The 17,308-nt window shown below is 68.3% G+C and carries 16 protein-coding genes; 10 read left to right on the top strand and 6 right to left on the bottom strand.

Annotation, left to right across the window (positions count from 1 at the left end; all coding sequences use genetic code 11):
• Nucleotides 1-2: 2 nt before the first annotated feature.
• From leuD to V5F63_RS22970, 4 genes are all read right to left on the bottom strand, one after another.
• On the bottom strand, nucleotides 3-608 hold the full coding sequence (gene leuD, locus V5F63_RS22985) for a 3-isopropylmalate dehydratase small subunit (RefSeq protein WP_209486112.1): 606 nt from the start codon (nucleotides 606-608) through the stop codon (nucleotides 3-5).
• A gap of 198 nt (nucleotides 609-806) precedes the next feature.
• Nucleotides 807-1,364 carry a cytochrome b gene (locus tag V5F63_RS22980; RefSeq protein WP_209486110.1) on the bottom strand — a complete coding sequence of 186 codons (558 nt, stop codon included), beginning with the start codon at nucleotides 1,362-1,364 and terminating at the stop codon, nucleotides 807-809.
• Between the two features lie 75 nt (nucleotides 1,365-1,439).
• Nucleotides 1,440-1,871 (bottom strand): metallopeptidase family protein, encoded by a 432-nt coding sequence (locus V5F63_RS22975; RefSeq protein ID WP_209486108.1) that lies wholly within the window; start codon nucleotides 1,869-1,871, stop codon nucleotides 1,440-1,442.
• 633 nt (nucleotides 1,872-2,504) lie between these two features.
• Nucleotides 2,505-5,129, bottom strand: coding sequence for a ligase-associated DNA damage response DEXH box helicase (locus V5F63_RS22970; RefSeq protein ID WP_394101202.1), 2,625 nt, complete (start codon nucleotides 5,127-5,129; stop codon nucleotides 2,505-2,507).
• A gap of 130 nt (nucleotides 5,130-5,259) precedes the next feature.
• On the opposite strand from V5F63_RS22970, the gene V5F63_RS22965 reads away from it, so the two are divergent.
• From V5F63_RS22965 to murC, 4 genes are all read left to right on the top strand, one after another.
• A complete protein-coding gene (locus tag V5F63_RS22965) occupies nucleotides 5,260-5,781 on the top strand; it encodes a DUF305 domain-containing protein (protein WP_394101002.1) in 522 nt (173 codons plus the stop codon).
• A gap of 62 nt (nucleotides 5,782-5,843) precedes the next feature.
• Complete coding sequence (ftsW, locus tag V5F63_RS22960; RefSeq protein ID WP_209486104.1) at nucleotides 5,844-7,055, top strand: putative lipid II flippase FtsW; 1,212 nt, start codon at nucleotides 5,844-5,846, stop codon at nucleotides 7,053-7,055.
• A gap of 72 nt (nucleotides 7,056-7,127) precedes the next feature.
• Nucleotides 7,128-8,297 (top strand): undecaprenyldiphospho-muramoylpentapeptide beta-N-acetylglucosaminyltransferase, encoded by a 1,170-nt coding sequence (murG, locus tag V5F63_RS22955; protein ID WP_394101003.1) that lies wholly within the window; start codon nucleotides 7,128-7,130, stop codon nucleotides 8,295-8,297.
• Complete coding sequence (gene murC, locus V5F63_RS22950) at nucleotides 8,294-9,706, top strand: UDP-N-acetylmuramate--L-alanine ligase (RefSeq protein WP_394101004.1); 1,413 nt, start codon at nucleotides 8,294-8,296, stop codon at nucleotides 9,704-9,706. The genes murG and murC overlap by 4 nt, the downstream gene beginning before the upstream one ends.
• A gap of 77 nt (nucleotides 9,707-9,783) precedes the next feature.
• On the opposite strand, the gene ccrA is transcribed toward murC, so the two are convergent.
• Nucleotides 9,784-11,067 (bottom strand): crotonyl-CoA carboxylase/reductase, encoded by a 1,284-nt coding sequence (ccrA, locus tag V5F63_RS22945; protein WP_394101005.1) that lies wholly within the window; start codon nucleotides 11,065-11,067, stop codon nucleotides 9,784-9,786.
• Nucleotides 11,068-11,336: 269 nt separating this feature from the next.
• Here ccrA and V5F63_RS22940 point away from each other — a divergent pair, with 269 nt between their 5' ends.
• The gene (locus tag V5F63_RS22940) at nucleotides 11,337-11,573 is read left to right on the top strand and encodes a GlsB/YeaQ/YmgE family stress response membrane protein (RefSeq protein WP_169121728.1); all 237 of its coding nucleotides are present in this window, start codon (nucleotides 11,337-11,339) and stop codon (nucleotides 11,571-11,573) included.
• Between the two features lie 33 nt (nucleotides 11,574-11,606).
• Here V5F63_RS22940 and V5F63_RS22935 read toward each other — a convergent pair whose 3' ends face one another.
• The gene (locus V5F63_RS22935; RefSeq protein WP_394030519.1) at nucleotides 11,607-11,966 is read right to left on the bottom strand and encodes a hypothetical protein; all 360 of its coding nucleotides are present in this window, start codon (nucleotides 11,964-11,966) and stop codon (nucleotides 11,607-11,609) included.
• 232 nt (nucleotides 11,967-12,198) lie between these two features.
• On the opposite strand from V5F63_RS22935, the gene V5F63_RS22930 reads away from it, so the two are divergent.
• From V5F63_RS22930 to V5F63_RS22910, 5 genes are all read left to right on the top strand, one after another.
• Nucleotides 12,199-14,172 (top strand): methylmalonyl-CoA mutase family protein, encoded by a 1,974-nt coding sequence (locus tag V5F63_RS22930; RefSeq protein ID WP_394030517.1) that lies wholly within the window; start codon nucleotides 12,199-12,201, stop codon nucleotides 14,170-14,172.
• A gap of 195 nt (nucleotides 14,173-14,367) precedes the next feature.
• The gene (locus tag V5F63_RS22925; protein ID WP_394101006.1) at nucleotides 14,368-15,273 is read left to right on the top strand and encodes a VOC family protein; all 906 of its coding nucleotides are present in this window, start codon (nucleotides 14,368-14,370) and stop codon (nucleotides 15,271-15,273) included.
• 78 nt (nucleotides 15,274-15,351) lie between these two features.
• Nucleotides 15,352-15,507, top strand: a complete 156-nt coding sequence (locus tag V5F63_RS22920; RefSeq protein WP_029556801.1) for a DUF5993 family protein — start codon at nucleotides 15,352-15,354, stop codon at nucleotides 15,505-15,507.
• Nucleotides 15,508-15,515: 8 nt separating this feature from the next.
• Nucleotides 15,516-16,109: a disulfide bond formation protein B gene (locus V5F63_RS22915; protein ID WP_209486092.1), complete on the top strand. Its 594-nt coding sequence runs from the start codon at nucleotides 15,516-15,518 to the stop codon at nucleotides 16,107-16,109.
• 208 nt (nucleotides 16,110-16,317) lie between these two features.
• On the top strand, nucleotides 16,318-17,250 hold the full coding sequence (locus tag V5F63_RS22910; protein ID WP_209486090.1) for a DMT family transporter: 933 nt from the start codon (nucleotides 16,318-16,320) through the stop codon (nucleotides 17,248-17,250).
• The last annotated feature ends 58 nt before the right edge of the window (nucleotides 17,251-17,308 follow it).

Below are 17,308 nucleotides of genomic sequence, written 5' to 3'. Positions count from 1 at the left end.
CGTCACAACCAGGGCTGCTCGGCGCCCTTGGCGGCTTCGTACTGGTCGATGGCAGGCGCCTTCTGAAGGGTGAGGCCGATGTCGTCCAGGCCCTCGACCAGGCAGCGCTTGCGGAAGGGGTCGATCTCGAACTTGACCACGCCACCGTCCGGGCCGCGGATTTCCTGGGCCGGCAGGTCGATGGTGAGGGTCGCGTTGGCGCCGCGCTCGGCATCGTCGAACAGCTTGTCCAGGTCGTCCTTGGAGACGACGATGGGCAGAATGCCGTTCTTGAAGCAATTGTTGTAGAAGATGTCCGCGAACGACGTGGAGATCACGCAGCGGATGCCGAAGTCGAGCAGCGCCCACGGCGCGTGCTCGCGCGAAGAGCCGCAGCCGAAATTGTCGCCGGCGACGAGGATCTTGGAAGAGCGGTACGCGGGCTGGTTCAGCACGAAGGCGGGGTTCTCGGCGCCGTCGTCGAGATAGCGCATCTCGGAGAAGAGGCCCTTGCCGAGGCCGGTGCGCTGGATCGTCTTCAGATACTGCTTGGGGATGATCATGTCGGTATCGACATTGACCAGCTTCATCGGCGCCGCGACGCCCTCCAGGACCGTGAACTTCTCCATGGGACCTACTGCCTTGTCTCGTCTGCCGGATCTCGTCGGCCGGGGGCCGGTGGCCGGACCCGCGGCGGCGCGGCCCGCTCAAAGGGCGCGCCGGAGGCGCCCCGCAGGGTGCCTCCGTAGCGTTCATCCATAACAGGCGGACCGGGCCTTGCACAGCACCTTGGCCAGCCCCGAGCGCGAGCCTCTCCCAGGCGCGTCTCAGGGCGCGAGGCGCTCCGGCAGCATGCGCTTCAGCACATCGTCCTTGAGCACCACGTGGTGGAGCACGGCCGCCGCCGCGTGGAGGAGGGCGAGGACGATGACGGCGTTGGCCATCAGCTCGTGGATCTCCTGCACCTGCTTGCCCAGATCGCGATTGACCGCGATGGGCGAGGGGATGGTGAAGAGCGAGAAGAAGGACACCGGGGCACCGCGCAGGAAGGCGAGATAGACGCCGAGCGCGAGCGTGGCGATGAGCGCGAGATAGAGCAGCCCGTGCACGATGTGCGAGGCGATCGCCACCGGCCGGCTGATCTGCGTGGAGGCGGGCGGATTGCGCCCGAAGATGCGCACGGGGATGCGTACCGCCAGAAGCGCGATGATCAGGAGGCCGACCGAGATGTGGACCCACCACACCATGCCCCGCGCCGGCGTGCCGCGGGCGTAGAACTGCTCCAGATAGGTGACGCCGAACGCCGTGAACACGGCGATGGCGGTCAGCCAGTGCAGCGCGCGCAGGGCCGGCCCGTAACGGGTCATGCTGGAATCGACAGGCATGGGGGTCTCCTTTTTGGAGTCATTCTAGAAAGCGCTGCCCCTGCGTCCAGTGCCAGGGTCACGTTTTGCCTGCGGTCAATTGGCCCGGTCCTCGATGGCCTCCATGTCGTCGTCGCTGAGGCCGAAATGATGGCCGATCTCATGCACCAGCACATGGGTGACCACGTCGCCGAGGGTTTCCTCGTTCTCCGCCCAGTAATCGAGGATGGGGCGCCGATAGAGGAACACCATGTTCGGCATCTGCCCGGTCTGGGCCACCGCGCCGCCCTGCGCGCGGCCGATGCCGTGGAACAGGCCGAGCAGATCGAACGGCGTCTCGGCACCCAGCTCGTCCAGCACTTCGTCGGTGGGGAAGTCCTCCACCTTGATGACGAGGCCGGCGCACAGGGCGCGGAAGGTGTCGGGCAAAGCGGCGAAGGCTTCCCGCGCAAGCTGCTCCAGCTCGTCCTGTCCCGGGGCCTCCAGATCACGCCATCGGCTCTTCGACGGTACGCCGGTGAACGACATGCTTCCCCTCCTGGCGGTTACATCCGCGTTACATCGGTATTGCGTCGCAACATCACGAACCGCTGAAGTCCTCGCGGCCGCTGACTTGGCCGGCTCTGGCGTCACGGACCCGTGACTTTCCTGAACACTTCGTTAACGCAAGCATCAATCCGGGTTCAGGGTGACTTGGTTAAGGAACTCTTAACCCACCTGCATCGTTGAGGGTGCAGAACGGGTTCGTATGGGATCTGGGAGTTAAGCCATGCTTCGCAAGCTTGCTGTCACCGGTGCTCTGGTGTCCATCCTTGGTATCGCTGCGTTTTTCGCTCCGCACGAGGCGAGCGCGGCATCGGTCGCCACCGTGGTGGGCGCGGTCTTCTGAGTCAGCGGAAGATTGCGCGGGCCTTTTGTGCCCCGGTCGATCACGTGATTGTGATGTTATTGGAGCGGGTTCAGGATTGCTCGTTTCTTCGATGCAACAGCTCCGAATCGTCTTCGCAGGTGCGAAATGCGCCGCGAGGCGGGTCGTGGTGAGCCGCAAAGGCTTGCCGCGCCAGAATGCTGTGCGCCTTCGCGTGGCGGCCGAAAGGGCTGCCGGCGCCGTGAATTGATTCGCGCCGACGCGGCCTGACCGGTCTGTTCTGGTCGAGAGGCTCATTCCGTGGCCGCCCGCACCATTTCCTCCTCCGCCTCCGCAAGCAGTGCCTCATTGGCATCCCCGCCGACGCTCTCCCGCCCGATTTCCAGCAGGACTGGCACCGCCAGCGGCGACACGCGCGGCAGCGGCTGGTGCACCACGTGCCCCCGGATGCGTGCCAGCATCTCCCCGAGCCGCTTCACATCCAGAAGGCCCGTCGCCGCGTCCGCCCGCGCCGCGCGCAACAGCAGATGGTCCGGCTCGTGCCGGCGCAGCACGTCATAGATGAGGTCGGTGGAGACGGTGACCTGCCGCGAGGTCTTCTCCTTGCCCGGAAACCGCCGTTCGATGAGCCCGGCGATGACGGCGCAATAGCGGAAGGTCCGCTTCATCAGCGCGCTTTCGGCGAGCCACGCCTCCAGGTCGTCACCCAGCATGTCCTGATCGAACAACTCGTCCAGCGAGAGCCGCCGGTCGCTGATGGCCGCCCCCATGTCGCCGGCCGCATAGACGGCGAGGGCATAGTCATTGGCGACGAAGCCCAGCGGCTTCAGCCGGGCGCGCTCCAGCCGGCGGGTCAGCAGCATGCCCAGCGTCTGGTGGGCGAGCCGGCCCTCGAACGGGTAGGTGACGAGATAGTAGCGCCCCGACCGCTCGAAGGTTTCCACCAGAAGATCGTCCCGGCCGGGCAGGCGGGACTTGGCCTTCTGCAATTCCAGCCAGTCGCGCACCTGCGGCGGCAGCGCGGCCCAGCGCTCCGGCGCGGAGAGCAGGGCGCGCACGCCCGCCGCGAGGAAGGTGGAGAGCGGGAACTTGCCGCCCGCATAGGCCGGCACTTTGGGCTCGGTGGCGGTGGTGCGGGAGACATAGACTTCGTCCTCTACCAGCACCTCGTAGCGCAGGATTTCCCCGGCGAAGACGAAGGTGTCGCCGGGCACCAGAGTCTCGACGAAATATTCCTCCACCTCGCCCAGCAGCCGCCCGCCGAAGCGGACCCGGCCCGCCACCCCTGTTTTGGCCGCCCCGCGCGCCGAGACGAGGCGCACCTTCAGCATGGAGGCTTCCACGATGGTGCCCACGTTCAGCCGGTAGGCCTGCGCGATCATGGGATTGGCGACGCGCCACAGGCCGTCCTTGGTGCGGCGGATCTTGGCATAGCGCTCGTAGGCGCGCAGCGCATAGCCGCCGGTGGCGACGAAATCGAGCGCCGCGTCAAAGTCTTCGCGCGACAGGGCCCGATAGGGCGCGGCCGAGCGCACCTCCGCATAAAGGGCATCGGCAGAGAAGGGCGCGGCGCAGGCCATGCCGAGGATGTGCTGGGCCAGCACGTCGAACGCCCCCTGCCGCTCGGGCGGCGTGTCCTGCGCGCCTGCCTTCACCGCCTCCAGCGCGGCACGGCATTCCAGCACCTCGAAGCGGTTCGCGGGGATCAGCACGGCACGCGAGGGCTCATCGAGCCGGTGGTTGGCGCGGCCGATGCGCTGCATGAGGCGGGAGGCGCCCTTGGGCGCGCCCACATTGATGACGAGATCCACATCGCCCCAGTCGATACCGAGGTCGAGGGAGGACGTGGCCACGACGGCCTTCAGTTTCCCCGCCGCCATGGCCGCCTCCACCCGGCGCCGCTGCTCCACCGCGAGGGAGCCGTGGTGGAGCGCGATGGGGTAATCGAGGTCGTTGATGCGCCAGAGTTCCTGAAACAGGAATTCGGCCTGCCAGCGGGTATTGACGAAGACGAGGGACAGCTTGTTGGCGCCGATCAGCTCGTAGATCTCGGCGAAGGCGTGCTGCGCCGTGTGGCTCGCCCACGGCATCCGCGCGCGGCTCTCCAGCATGGAGATGTCGGGCGCCGCGCCGCCAGCCGCGATCACGAGATCGGCGAGGGCGGGTTCGGCCGCATCCTCATCCTGCGGCACCAGATAGCGCCTGAGGTCGTCCGGCTCCGCCACGGTGGCGGAGAGGCCAACGCATTGCAGGCCCGGCGCGATGGCGCGCAGCCGCGCGAGGGCGAGGGACAGCAGATCGCCGCGCTTGGAGGTGACGAGGGCGTGCAACTCGTCCAGCACCACCCGCTTCAGGCCGGAGAAGAGGTGCTCCGCATCCTTCGAGGCGAGCAGCAGGGAAATCTGCTCCGGCGTGGTGAGGAGGATGTGCGGCGGGTCGCGCCGCTGGCGCTGGCGGCGCGAGGCGGGCGTGTCGCCGGTGCGGGTCTCGACGCGGATATCGAGCCCCATCTCCGCGACGGGCGCCTCCAGATTGCGGGCGATGTCCACCGCCAGCGCCTTCAGCGGCGAGATATAGAGCGTGTGCAGGGGCGATGCCGGCCGCTCCGCCTGCCAGCGGGCGAAGGGGACGGGGGCTTCAGCGGCGCCGGGTTCGTCCGGCGGCGGCGAGGCCTTGCGCGCCTTCGTCTTCGGCCGGCTCAGCTCGATGAGGCTCGGCAAAAATCCGGCCAGCGTCTTGCCGGCGCCCGTGGGGGCGATGAGCAGCACCGAGTGCCCGCTCTCGGCGGCGGCGATGAGGTCGAGCTGGTGCGCGCGCGGCGTCCAGCCCCGCGCGCGGAACCAGCCGGCGAACGGCTCGGGAAGGGCGGGGGACGCCCCACGCCGTGGTTCGCCGGTCTCGGGACGGGTTTTGCCGATGGATCTGGTCGCTTTGGCCACCTGCGGAAGATAGGCACACCACGGCGTGGGCGCGAGCCTCCGCGCCGCTCAAGCGAACGATTCCGTCCGCGCGCGGTTCCTTCGGTGTCCTGGCCCGGAGGAGTCGCCCATGAGCTACGCGCGCTTTGCCGCCATGATCGCCACTTCGACCCTGGTGATGTTCGGTCTGATGTACCTGAACACCTACGCCCTCGATCATGTGGCCTTCAGCGAAACCCGCGCCTTCATGGCGCTCGTCATGGGGGCCGTGATGGCGGGGATCATGCTCGGCTTCATGTGGGGCATGTATCCGAACCGCCGCATCAACCTCGCCATCCTCCTGGCCAGCACCGCCGTCTTCGCCGGAGCGCTCGCTCTGGTGCGCACCCAGGCGACGGTCGGCGATGTGGCGTATATGCGGGCGATGATCCCGCACCATTCGATCGCCGTCCTCACCAGCGAGCGCGCGCACATCCGCGATCCGCGCGTGCGGCTGCTGGCGGACCGGATCATCGACGCGCAGGTGCGCGAGATCGGCGAGATGAGGGCGCTGGTCGCCGATCTCTCGCGCAACCCACCCCCTGCGGACGCGCCGGACCTTCCGTCCTACCGGGCACGGGGCGCGAGCCCGCCCGCGCCCGAACGTCCTTAATCCGCCGTCAACCAAAGCGGGGGCATGGTGCGGGAAATGTCCCGTCCCGGAGTATGCGTCCCATGATGTCGCGCGCCGACCGCACCGTCTTGAGCGAATGGTGGTGGACGGTGGACCGCGCCCTGCTCGCGAGCCTCGTCGGGCTGATGGTGATCGGCATCATCCTGTGCCTCGCCGCGAGCCCGGCCGTGGCGGCCCGCCTGAACATCCCCGATCCGTTCCATTTCGTGAACCGGCAGGTGCTGTTCCTCATCCCCGCCGCGGTGGTGATGATCGCCACCTCCTTCCTCTCGCCCCGCACCATAAGGCGCACCTGCGTGGTGGTGTTCGGCCTGTTCTTCGTGCTGCTGCTGGCGACGCTGGTGTTCGGGCCGGAGGTGAAGGGCGCGCGGCGCTGGCTCACCATCGCCGGCATCACCGTGCAGCCGTCGGAATTCATCAAGCCGGCCTTCGTCATCCTCGCCGCGTGGCTGTTCGCCGAGAGCACCAAGCGGCCGGAGATGCCGGCGACCCTGTTCGCCTTCCTGCTGCTCGGCAGCGTGCTCGGCCCGCTGGTGAAGCAGCCGGACTTCGGCCAGAGCCTGCTCATCTGCCTCGTCTGGGCGTCGCTGTTCTTCCTCGCCGGCCTGCGCTGGATCTGGATGGTGGGGCTCGCGGGCATCGGCGCGGGCGGCGGCTTCATCGCCTACATGACCGTGTCCCACGTCCAGAAGCGCATCAACCGCTTCATCAATCCGGATTCCGGCGACACCTACCAGATCGACGCGGCGCTGAACTCGTTCCGCAGCGGCGGCTGGTTCGGCACCGGGCCGGGCGAGGGCACCATGAAACGGATGCTCCCGGACGGCCACACCGACTTCGTGTTCGCGGTGGCGGGCGAGGAGTTCGGCATCATCCTGTGCATGATCATCCTCGCCCTGTTCGCCTTCATCCTCCTGCGCTCGCTCTCGCGCGCCTCCAAGGAGAGCGATCCCTTCACCCGCTTCGCCATCACCGGCCTTGCGCTGCTGTTCAGCCTGCAGGCCTCCATCAACATGGCGGTGAACGTCCACATCGCGCCGGCCAAGGGCATGACGCTGCCGTTCATTTCCTATGGCGGCTCCTCGCTCATCTCCATCGCCTTCGGCATGGGGATGCTGCTGGCCCTCTCGCGCAAGCGGCCCGGCGCCGCGGCGCTGGCGCGGCTCAGCGAGGGGCATGGCGATGCGCGCCGGGGTGAAAGCCTCGCCCGCCCGGTGTCGCCGCCGCCCGCAGCGGTGGCGGAACCGGCCTGATCGCGGGCCTGATCGAAGGTCGCGCGGACGCGGAACCGCCGCATTGCCGGGGCACTGCGGCGCGTGCGCCGGATGATCCGGCCGCACCGCTGCCCGGCAGCCCGAGGGGATAATGTGACCGATCTCGTCCTTCTCGCCGCCGGCGGCACCGGCGGCCACCTGTTTCCCGCCGAGGCGCTGGCCGCCGTTTTGACCCGGCAGGGCTTCACCGTGGACCTCGCCACCGACGCCCGCGCCGCCCGCTATGCCGGGCATTTCCCGGCGCGGGAGCTGCACGTGCTGCCGGCGGATACGGTGCGTGGGCGCTCGCCCATCTCGCTCGCCCGCACCGGGCTCGCGCTCGCCTCGGGCTTTGTCTCCAGCCTCTCTCTGCTGCGGCGGGTGAAGCCCGTGGCGGTGGTGGGCTTCGGCGGCTATCCCACCGTGCCGCCGCTGCTCGCGGCGAGCTTTTCCGGCGTGCCGAGCATCGTGCACGAGGCGAACGGCGTGATGGGCCGGGCCAACCGGATGCTGGCGCGCCGCGTCACCGCCATCGCCACCGGCTTTCCCGGCGTGGTCGATGCCGACCCCGCGCTGAAGGCCAAGGCGGTGTGGACGGGCAATCCCCTGCGCCCCGCCGCCATTGCCGCCGCCGCCGCGCCCTATGATCCGCCGCTGCCCGGCGGCGACCTCCACGTGCTGGTCTTCGGCGGCAGCCAGGGCGCACGGGTGATGTCCGACGTGGTGCCCGAGGCCGTCGAGCGGCTCGGCGCCGATCTTCGGGCCCGCCTCGTCCTCGTCCAGCAGGCGCGGGAGGAGGATCTGGAGCGGGTGACCGCCACCTATGCCCGGCTCGGCGTGCGGGCCGAGGTGCAGACCTTCTTCGACGATCTGCCGGCCCGCATGGCGCGGGCCCACCTCGTGATCTCCCGCTCCGGCGCCGGCACGGTGGCGGAACTCGCCGCGCTGGGCCGGCCCTCCATCCTCGTGCCGCTGCCCCACGCGCTCGATCAGGATCAGGCCGCCAATGCCCGCACCCTCGCGGACGTGGGCGCGGCGCTGGTGCTGCGGCAGGTGGAATTCGAGCCGGACCGGCTGGCGCTGGAACTCAATACCTTTGCCGGCGAACCCGGATCATTGACGCGCATGGCCGAACGGGCCAGAAGCCAGAGCGTGCTTGACGCCGCCGAGCGGCTGGGCGGTCTCGTCCGGCATCTGGCGGGCGGCGGCGCGGTCGCAACCTTCAGGGGAAACAGCGCATGAAGCTGCCGTCCGGCCTCGGCTCCATCCACTTCGTCGGCATCGGCGGCATCGGCATGAGCGGCATCGCCGAGGTGCTGCACAATCTCGGCTACGCGGTGCAGGGCTCGGACGTGGCCGACAGCGCCAATGTGAAGCGCCTGCGCGAACACGGCATCACGGTGATGATCGGCCACGCCGCTGCCAATGTGGACGACGCGGACGTGGTGGTGGTCTCCTCCGCCATCAAGCGCGACAATCCAGAATTGATGGCCGCCCGCGCCAAGCGCCTGCCGGTGGTGCGCCGCGCCGAGATGCTGGCCGAGCTGATGCGGCTGAAGAGCTGCGTCTCCATTGCCGGCACCCACGGCAAGACCACCACCACCTCGCTGGTGGCCACCCTGCTTGACGCCGGCAATTTCGACCCCACCGTCATCAACGGCGGCATCATCAACGCCTACGGCACCAATGCCCGCCTCGGCGACGGCAACTGGATGGTGGTGGAGGCGGACGAGAGCGACGGCACCTTCCTGAAGCTGCCCACCGAGGTGGCCATCGTCACCAACGTGGACCCCGAGCACCTCGACCACTTCAAGACCTTCGACAGGGTACAGGAGGCGTTCAAGGCGTTCGTGGAGAACGTGCCCTTCTACGGCTTCGCGGTGATGTGCATCGACCATCCGGTGGTGCAGGCGCTGGTGGGCCGCATCGAGGACCGGCGCGTCATCACCTATGGCGAGAATCCGCAGGCCGACGTGCGCCTCGTGGACGTGGACCTCAAGGGCGGCGTCACCAAGTTCGGCGTGGTGTTCCGCAACCGCGCGGGCGAGACCGTGCACGAGATCCGCGGCCTGCGCCTGCCCATGCCCGGCAAGCACAATGCGCTGAACGCCACCGCCGCCATCGCCGTCGCGCACGAACTGAAGGTGCCGGACGAGAAGATCATCGAGGCGCTGAGCCAGTTCGGCGGCGTGAAGCGGCGCTTCACCCGCACGGGCGAGTGGAACGGCGTGACGGTGTTCGACGATTACGGCCACCACCCGGTGGAGATCGCCGCCGTGCTCAAGGCCGCCCGCGCGGCGAGCGACGGGCAGGTGATCGCCGTGGTGCAGCCGCATCGCTACACCCGCCTCGCCTCGCTGTTCGACGAATTCTGCACCTGCTTCAACGATGCCGACCATGTGGTGGTGGCGCCGGTCTATACCGCCGGCGAGGCGCCCATTCCCGGCGCCGACCGCGACCATCTGGTGCAGGGCCTCATCGCCCACGGCCACCGCTCGGTGACGGCGCTGGAAGGACCGGAGCAACTGGCCGGCATCGTCGCTGGCCTCGCCAAGCCCGGCGATTACGTGATCTGCCTCGGTGCCGGCTCCATCTCGGGCTGGGCCTATGCGCTGCCGGGGGAGTTGCAGGCGCTCAAGCCGGCGGCTTAGTCGGCGCAGACCCGCGCGCACCTCCAGAAACAAAAAAGCCCCCGGACGCGCCGGGGGCTTTCGCTTTCAGGGACGCCTCACTTCTTCGGCAGGGCCTCGAGCACGTCGTCGAACGTGCGCAGGCCGGTGCGGGGAGAATTCACCAGCACCGCCATGTTGCCGGGGGCGTGCTGGTTCTTCCACATTTTGGTGTGCGCCTCGGGGATGCGGTCCCACGGGAACACTTCCGACATGCAGGGGTCGACGCGCCGGTCGATGATGAACTGGTTGGCGGCGGAGGCCTGCTTGAGGTGGGCGAAGTGCGAGCCCTGGATGCGCTTCTGGCGCATCCACACATAGCGGGCGTCGAAGGTGATGTTGAAGCCGGTGGTGCCGGCGCAGAACACGATCATGCCGCCGCGCTTGCCCACCAGCGTGGACACCGGGAAGGTGCTCTCGCCGGGATGCTCGAACACGATGTCCACGTCGCGCTTGCCGGTGATGTCCCAGATGGCCTTGCCGAACTTGCGGGCTTCCTTGAGCCACTCCGCATATTCCGGCGAGTTCACCGTGGGCAGCTGGCCCCAGCACTTGAAGTCCTTGCGGTTGATGACGCCCTTGGCGCCGAGGCCGAGCACATAGTCGCGCTTGGTCTCGTCCGAGATGACGCCGATGACGTGCGCGCCGGAGGCGGCGGCGAGCTGCACGCCGAACACGCCAAGGCCGCCCGAGGCGCCCCACACCAGCACGTAGTCACCCGGCTTCACGGTGTGCGGCGGGTGGCCGAACAGCATGCGATAGGCTGTGGCCATGGTCAGGGTGTAGCAGGCGCTCTCTTCCCAGGTGAGGTGCTGGGGGCGCGGCATCAACTGGCGGGCCTGCACCCGGCAGAACTGACCGAAGGAGCCGTCCGGCGTCTCATAGCCCCAGATGCGCTGGGAGGGGGAGAACATCGGGTCGCCGCCGTTGCACTCCTCGTCGTCCCCGTCGTCCTGGTTGCAGTGGACGACCACCTCGTCGCCCACCTTCCAGCGCTTCACCTTCGGGCCCACCGCCCAGACGATGCCCGAGGCATCGGAGCCGGCGATGTGGAACGGCGCCTTGTGGACATCGAACGGGGAGATCGGCTGGCCGAGACCCGCCCAGATGCCGTTGTAGTTCACGCCGGCCGCCATCACGAGCACGAGCACGTCCTGCTCACCCAGCTCCCAGGTCGGCACCACCTCCAGCTGGAACGATTGCTCCGGCGGCCCGTGGCGGTCGCGGCGGATGGTCCAGGCATACATGTTGGCAGGCACGTGGCCGAGCGGCGGGATCTCGCCGAGCTCATAAAGGTCCTTCACCGGTCCCTCGTTCGTATTGGCGGCTGCCGTCTGGGCCATGGCTGTCATCCTCTCCTGGATTGGACCGTTCGGTCGCGTCGTTGCAGTCCCTATCTCGCAATGCAGCGTAGCAGAGAAAAAATCCAAGGCGAGAGCCATTCTCAACCCCGACATTGGGCCATGTGGACGCTGCGGCGCGGAACAGGAACGCCCAAGGCCCCGCCGGCGTTTCCGGCCGCGCTGGCGTTTCCGGCGGCGGCGTGCCCCGCTAGAGTGGGACTGTTGCGCGCCGGACGGCCGGCGTCGCCACAAGGGGATGGGAGAATTTCATGGGCATCATCTGGATGATCATCGTCGGGGCGGTCGCCGGCTTCCTGGCGGGCCAGCTGTTCCAGGGCTACGGCTTCGGCCTGTTGGGGAACATCGCCGTCGGCATCGTCGGCGCCATCATCGGCGGCTTCCTGTTCGGCGGCGTCTTCGTGGTGGGCGGCGTGATCGGCCAGATCATCTCCGCGACGCTGGGCGCGGTGATTCTCCTGTTTGTCATCTCGCTGGTGAAGCGCTAGCGCGCCGGCCCGGCGCGCCATTTCGCGGGCGGGTCAGGAGGCCTTCTGGCCCTCCTCTCGCTGGAAGGCGATGCCGCATTTCTTCTGGATGGACACCTGCTCGATGGCGTCCATCTCGCCTTTCAGCCGCGCCAGCTCGGCGGTCTGCGCATCGTCGCCGCCCACCAGGAAGGCGGCGGGCCAGAAGACCACCACGGCGACGGTGGTCGCCACCGCGTCGCTCGTCGCGCGGTTGTTCTGGGCGCCGGTGAGGGCAATGGCGCGGGCCGAGATGCGCTCGGCCTCCTGGCCGAGCTGCTGGCAGCTGTAGCTCTGGAACTGCATGGGTGAGACATAGGCGGCCGAGACCTTGTCGGCCGATTTCGCGCATGCGGCGGTCGCAAGCGCCGCCATGAGAACCACCACCGTCCGCACCCTCGCCCCCCGGATGTCCAGCGGGGGAACGCTAGCATCAATGCAATCAGAATGAGAATTTATTTATTGATGCAATTTTAAGTATTCTCCGCCGCGCTGCTGCGCACGGCTCCCAGCGTCCCGTCCATTGGATAATTTTCCCATCGACGGCGCTGCCATTGCGACGCACAATCCCGGCAAATATCCAAAAGCGATGGATGGGGATTAGGAAATGGTGCTCCGCGACAAACCCTGGCTCTTCCGCACCTATGCGGGGCACTCCACCGCCGCGGAATCCAACAAGCTCTATCGCTCCAACCTCGCCAAGGGCCAGACCGGCCTCTCCGTCGCCTTCGACCTGCCGACCCAGACCGGCTACGACAGCGACCACGCCCTCGCCCGTGGCGAAGTGGGCAAGGTGGGCGTCCCCATCTCCCACCTCGGGGATATGCGCACCCTGTTCCAGGGCATCCCGCTCGCCGAGATGAACACCTCGATGACCATCAACGCCTGCGCGGCGTGGCTGCTCTCGCTCTACATCGCCACCGCCGACGAGCAGGGGGCCGACCGCGCCAAGCTCCAGGGCACGACGCAGAACGACATCATCAAGGAATACCTCTCGCGCGGCACCTATGTGTTCCCGCCCGCGCCCTCCATGCGGCTCACCAAGGACACCATCATCTTCACCACCGAGCATCTGCCCCGGTGGAACCCGATGAACGTGTGCTCCTACCACCTGCAGGAAGCCGGGGCGACGCCGGTGCAGGAGCTGGCCTTCGCGCTGGCCAATGCCATCGCCATCCTCGACACCGTGAAGAAGTCCGGCGAGGCGGAAGGCGCGGTGTTCGGCGAGGTGGTGGGGCGCATCTCCTTCTTCGTGAACGCGGGCATGCGGTTCATCACCGAGATGTGCAAGATGCGCGCGTTCGTGGACCTGTGGGACGAGATCTGCGTCAACCGGTACGGCATCACCGACGCCAAGCAGAAGCTGTTCCGCTATGGCGTGCAGGTGAATTCCCTCGGCCTCACCGAGCAGCAGCCGGAGAACAACGTCTACCGCATCCTGCTGGAGATGCTGGCCGTTACCCTCTCCAAGAAGGCCCGCGCCCGCGCCGTGCAACTGCCGGCATGGAACGAGGCGCTGGGCCTGCCGCGCTCCTTCGATCAGCAATGGTCGCTGCGCATGCAGCAGGTGGTGGCCTATGAGACCGACCTGCTCGAGTACGGCGACATCTTCGACGGCTCCACCGAGATCGCCAAGAAGGTGGAGGAGCTGAAGGCCGAGGCCCGCGCCGAGCTGGCGCAGATCGAGGCCATGGGCGGCGCCGTCGCGGCCATCGAGAACAGCTACATGAAGCAGCAGCTGGTGGAGAGCAACACCCGCCGGCTGGAGGCCATCGAGCGCGGCGACCAGGTGGTGGTGGGCGTCAACCGCTGGACCGAGAGCGAGCCCTCGCCGCTCACCACCGGCGAAGGCGCCATCCTCACCGTGCCGGAGGGCGTCGAGGCGGAACAGATTGCGCGCCTTCAGGCGTGGCGCGAGGCGCGCGACGCCAAGGCGGTGGACGCGGCGCTGGCGGCGCTGAAGAGCGCGGCGCAGGAAGGCCGCAACATCATGGAGCCCTCCATCGTCTGCGCCAAGGCGGGCGTGACGACGGGCGAATGGGGCACCTGCCTGCGCGAGGTGTTCGGCGAATATCGCGCCCCCACCGGCGTCGGCCGCGCCGCTCGCGTGGACACGCAGGGCCTCGAAGAGGTGCGCAAGAATGTGGATGCGGTCTCCGAGAAGCTCGGCCGCCGCATCAAGTTCCTCGTGGGCAAGCCTGGCCTCGACGGCCATTCCAACGGCGCCGAGCAGATCGCGGTGCGCGCCCGCGATTGCGGCATGGAAGTGGTCTACGAGGGCATCCGCCTCACCCCGGCGGAGATCGTCAACGCGGCGCTGGAGGAGAGCGTCCACGTGGTGGGTCTCTCCATCCTCTCCGGCTCCCACGTGCCGCTGGTGCGCGACGTGATGGAGCGGATGCGGGCGGAAGGTCTCTCCGACGTGCCGGTGGTGGTCGGCGGCATCATCCCGCCGGAGGACGAAGCCCAGCTCAAGGGCTTCGGCGTCGCCGCCGTCTACACGCCGAAGAATTTCGAGCTGAACCGCATCATGGCGGACATCGTGACCATCGTGGACCGCGAGGCCCAGAAGGCGGCGTGACCCCTGCGGGACGTATCGGGCGCAGCTCATCCCGCTGCGCCCGGCGCCCGGGATCTCCGATGGCGGCTGTATTCGAGGCCTGAGACGCCAGCTTTTGCTTGCAATGGTGCAATGGCGTCTTGCGCGGGGCGTGTCCATATTTGGCTCAACGCCCAGCCGGGCGGACGACACCGCCCGGCGCCAAGGAGCCTCATCATGACCCTCGCCGCCCCCGCCGGCTCGCCCGGCGCACATCCTGCCATTGGGATCGAGCCGTCTGCCCGCATCGCCCCCCACGACCTCGTGCTCGGTGCCGTCAGCCTCGCCAGCCCCGACCCGCGCAGCCTCGTCGCCTTCTACCGCGACCTCCTCGGCCTCGATGTTCTCGCCGAGGGCGAGGCGACCATGCTCGGGGCCGGCGGCCGGCCGCTGGTGGAAATCCTCTCCCGGCCCAAGGCCCCGCCGGCGCCGCGCCGGGCGCCCGGCCTGTTCCACATGGCCATCCGCGTGCCGGACCGCGCCAGCCTCGCCGCGCGGCTGCTCGCGCTGCACGGTGCGGGCCTGCGCCTCGGAGCCTCGAACCATCTGGTGAGCGAGGCGCTCTATGTGGACGATCCGGACGGCAATGGGGTCGAGATCTATCGCGACCTGCCACGCGCGGAATGGCCCGTCGAGCCGGACGGCTCCATCGCCATGCAGACCCTGCCGCTCGACCTCCAGTCCCTCGCCCGCGAGGCGAAGGTGGCCGGCGGGCCGGCCCCGGCCGCGACCGACATGGGGCACGTCCACCTCAAGGTGAACGACCTCGACGCGGCCAAGCGCTTCTGGGTGGATACGGTGGGTCTCGCCATCATGGCCCGCTATCCCGGCGCGCTGTTCGTGAGCGCCGACGGCTATCACCACCATGTGGGGCTGAACGTCTGGCAGTCCGGCGGCGCCCCGGTGCCGGCGGCGGGCACGGCGGGGCTCGACCATTTCACCGTCACGCTGGCGGCGGACGCCTTCGCCGCCCTCGCCGTCCGCCTCGTCGCGGCGGGTGTGGAAACGCAGCCGGGGCGGGACGGTGCCCTGCGTGTGGCCGATCCCTCCGGCAACACGGTCGAGTTCCGCGCCGCAGCGTGACGCCCGCGTCGGCCTCCTTTACCCTCGGCAGGCACCGAATCGCACATCCGCGACGGTGCGGGCCGGGGGGCCGAAGCCATGATGTCGCTGCCGTTCTTCGGCGTGTTCCTCGCCCTCGCGGCGACGCTCATGGGCCAGCGCATGGCCGCGCTTGCGCTCTGGGTGCTGTCGGTGGCGACCATGCTGGTGCTGTTCCGCCTGCACGTCACCGATCCGCTCAACATCGCGCTGTGAGGGGCGTCATGGACACCGGCTTCACCCTCGCGGACCGCTTCCGGGTGCTGAACGCGCTTGGCCTCCTCGCCGTCTCGGCGGTGCTCATCGCCGCCTTCTTCGACCAATTGGTGTTCAACGACCTGCCGTGCCCGCTCTGTCTGCTGCAGCGCGCCGGCTTCGTCTGCGTCGCCGCCGGGCTCGCGCTGAACGTGAAGTTCGGCCCGCGCCCCTCGCATTACGCCATCATGATCCTCTCCGCGCTGGCCGGCGGGGCGGTCTCCACCCGCCAGACCCTGCTGCACATCATTCCCGGCGAAGGCGCCTATGGCGACGCCTTCTTCGGCCTGCACTTCTACGCCTGGGCGCTGGTGCTGTTCGGCGTGTGTATCCTCGGCTCGGCCGTGCTGCTGCTGTTCGACGGCCAGTTCGAGCGGCAGTCGGCGGACGCACCGCCCCATCGCCCGCTGCTCGGCACGGCGGCGATCGTGCTGGTGCTGCTGCTGGCGCTGGCGAACGGCGTCTCCACCGTTCTCGAATGCGGCGGGGGCCTGTGCGCTGACAACCCCACCGGCTACCAGCTGATCCAGGACGGCACCATCAACCGCCTGCTCGGGCGCTGAAGCTTCAGCGGCGCCGGAAACATCTCACGGCTTTGCCTGGGTCATCACTTATTGTGATGCTTCGCGCCGTGAAATTCGATTTCCCTCATGGCTCTCCTCGGGTTAGAGGAGGGGGCCCGTGGGCCGTCGCAATAAGAGGGGACGGACGGCACTCCCGGCCAACAGGTCATCAGATGGCGCGCCGTCACGGCGCGCCTCGGGAGAAGACATGTCCGCCACCCCGGTCCGCCCCAGCCGTTTCGCCCTCTATGACGCCCCTTATGTGCTGCTGACCCTGGTGGCCCTCCTGTGGGCCATCAACCTCGTGGTGGGGCGCTACATCGCCGGCCACATCCCGCCCATCACGCTGGCCATGGTGCGCTGGATGGGCGCGACGCTGATCCTCCTGCCGTTCGCCTGGAAGCAGATCGTGCGCGACGCGCCGATCATCCGGCGGAACCTGCCGTTCCTCGTGCTGCTCTCGGCCACCGGCATCGCCTGCTACAACGCCATGAGCTATTACGGCCTGCAATACACGCAGGCGGTGAACGGCCTTCTGGTGCAGTCCACGGCGCCGCTTCTGGTGGCCGTGTGGACCTTTGTGCTGTTCCGGGAAAAGCTCAGCCTCGGCCAGGCGGCGGGGGTCATCACCTCCCTTCTCGGCGTGATGGTCATCATCAGCCACGGCGACCTCGACACCTTCCTCCACCTCAAGCCCAACATCGGCGACGTGGTCATCATCGTGGCGCTGGTGATCTATGCTTTCTATGCCGCCATCCTGCGCAAGCGTCCGCCGCTCGGACCGCTCTCCTTCCTCGCGTCCATCATGGCGCTGGGCTCGTTGCTGCTCTCGCCCTTCGCGCTCTGGGAATATCTGAACGGGCAGGTGCTGCCGCTCGACCACATCACCTTCACCACCCTCGCCTATGTGATGACCGGGCCGTCGCTGATCGCCTATCTGTTCTTCAACCGGGGAATCGAGCTGGTGGGCGCCAACGCGGCCGCGCCCTTCCTGCACCTGATGCCGGTGTTCGGAACGGCGATCGCCATCGTCGTCCTCGGCGAAACCATGGCCTGGTATCATCTGGCGGGCTATGCGCTGGTCATCGCCGGTATCGCGCTGGCGACGCTTTCCGCGCGGCGGCGGCAAACCGTGCGCTGACCGGCGCGGGCGGCGGCCCGCCACTTTCTTCTTCAATCCTTCTTCACCCCCGCCTATG

The organism is Xanthobacter wiegelii, from assembly GCF_043193855.2.
GTDB lineage: Bacteria > Pseudomonadota > Alphaproteobacteria > Rhizobiales > Xanthobacteraceae > Xanthobacter > Xanthobacter flavus_A.
Note: the sequence above shows the minus strand (reverse complement) of the source record. Positions and strands in the feature narration are given on the sequence as shown.

Coding starts and splice junctions, on each gene's coding strand:
- leuD (WP_209486112.1), bottom strand. CDS start 608: ATGGAGAAGTTCACGGTCCTGGAGGGCGTCGCGGCGCCGATGAAGCTG.
- V5F63_RS22980 (WP_209486110.1), bottom strand. CDS start 1,364: ATGCCTGTCGATTCCAGCATGACCCGTTACGGGCCGGCCCTGCGCGCG.
- V5F63_RS22975 (WP_209486108.1), bottom strand. CDS start 1,871: ATGTCGTTCACCGGCGTACCGTCGAAGAGCCGATGGCGTGATCTGGAG.
- V5F63_RS22965 (WP_394101002.1), top strand. CDS start 5,260: ATGAGCTACGCGCGCTTTGCCGCCATGATCGCCACTTCGACCCTGGTG.
- ftsW (WP_209486104.1), top strand. CDS start 5,844: ATGATGTCGCGCGCCGACCGCACCGTCTTGAGCGAATGGTGGTGGACG.
- murG (WP_394101003.1), top strand. CDS start 7,128: ATGATCCGGCCGCACCGCTGCCCGGCAGCCCGAGGGGATAATGTGACC.
- murC (WP_394101004.1), top strand. CDS start 8,294: ATGAAGCTGCCGTCCGGCCTCGGCTCCATCCACTTCGTCGGCATCGGC.
- ccrA (WP_394101005.1), bottom strand. CDS start 11,067: ATGGCCCAGACGGCAGCCGCCAATACGAACGAGGGACCGGTGAAGGAC.
- V5F63_RS22940 (WP_169121728.1), top strand. CDS start 11,337: ATGGGCATCATCTGGATGATCATCGTCGGGGCGGTCGCCGGCTTCCTG.
- V5F63_RS22935 (WP_394030519.1), bottom strand. CDS start 11,966: ATGGCGGCGCTTGCGACCGCCGCATGCGCGAAATCGGCCGACAAGGTC.
- V5F63_RS22930 (WP_394030517.1), top strand. CDS start 12,199: ATGGTGCTCCGCGACAAACCCTGGCTCTTCCGCACCTATGCGGGGCAC.
- V5F63_RS22925 (WP_394101006.1), top strand. CDS start 14,368: ATGACCCTCGCCGCCCCCGCCGGCTCGCCCGGCGCACATCCTGCCATT.
- V5F63_RS22920 (WP_029556801.1), top strand. CDS start 15,352: ATGATGTCGCTGCCGTTCTTCGGCGTGTTCCTCGCCCTCGCGGCGACG.
- V5F63_RS22915 (WP_209486092.1), top strand. CDS start 15,516: ATGGACACCGGCTTCACCCTCGCGGACCGCTTCCGGGTGCTGAACGCG.
- V5F63_RS22910 (WP_209486090.1), top strand. CDS start 16,318: ATGTCCGCCACCCCGGTCCGCCCCAGCCGTTTCGCCCTCTATGACGCC.